Annotated in this window: 1 protein-coding gene; it reads right to left on the reverse strand. The window is 49.8% G+C overall.

Features of this window, described 5'->3' with window-relative positions; translation table 11 throughout:
- A partial coding sequence (locus MIB40_RS19915; RefSeq protein WP_249697178.1) for a DDE-type integrase/transposase/recombinase occupies nucleotides 1–410 on the reverse strand: 410 nt, incomplete at both ends.

A 410-nucleotide genomic window follows, 5' to 3' on the forward strand; every position in this document is an offset into this window, starting at 1 on the left:
CGGATCAACTCAGCCTTGAGTGAATGGAAGAAGGATTCCATATGGGCATTGTCTGTACAGTGTCCCGCACGATTCAGGCTGTGTTTCATTCCGTGACGTTTCAGCTCAGTTTGATAGACCCCACCTCGATATTCTACCCCTCTGTCTGTGTGGACCATCAACCCGGATCTTGGCTGCCGCTTTCTGACGGCAGCCAATAGACTGCGTTTGGTTACTTCAGCCGTTCTGGTTACATCCAGACTCCAACCCACTATTCGTCGAGAGTACAAATCCATAATGACCGACAGATAATGCCACCTTTGCTTCACCTTCAGATAGGTGACATCGGCTACCCATACTTTGTTCTTTTCATCAGGAACGCCACCGTTCGATCTCAGGTTCTCTCCAGAGGCTAAAAAGCGCCTGGAACC

Origin of the sequence: Aestuariirhabdus haliotis (assembly GCF_023509475.1) — a bacterium.
Lineage (GTDB): Bacteria > Pseudomonadota > Gammaproteobacteria > Pseudomonadales > Aestuariirhabdaceae > Aestuariirhabdus > Aestuariirhabdus haliotis.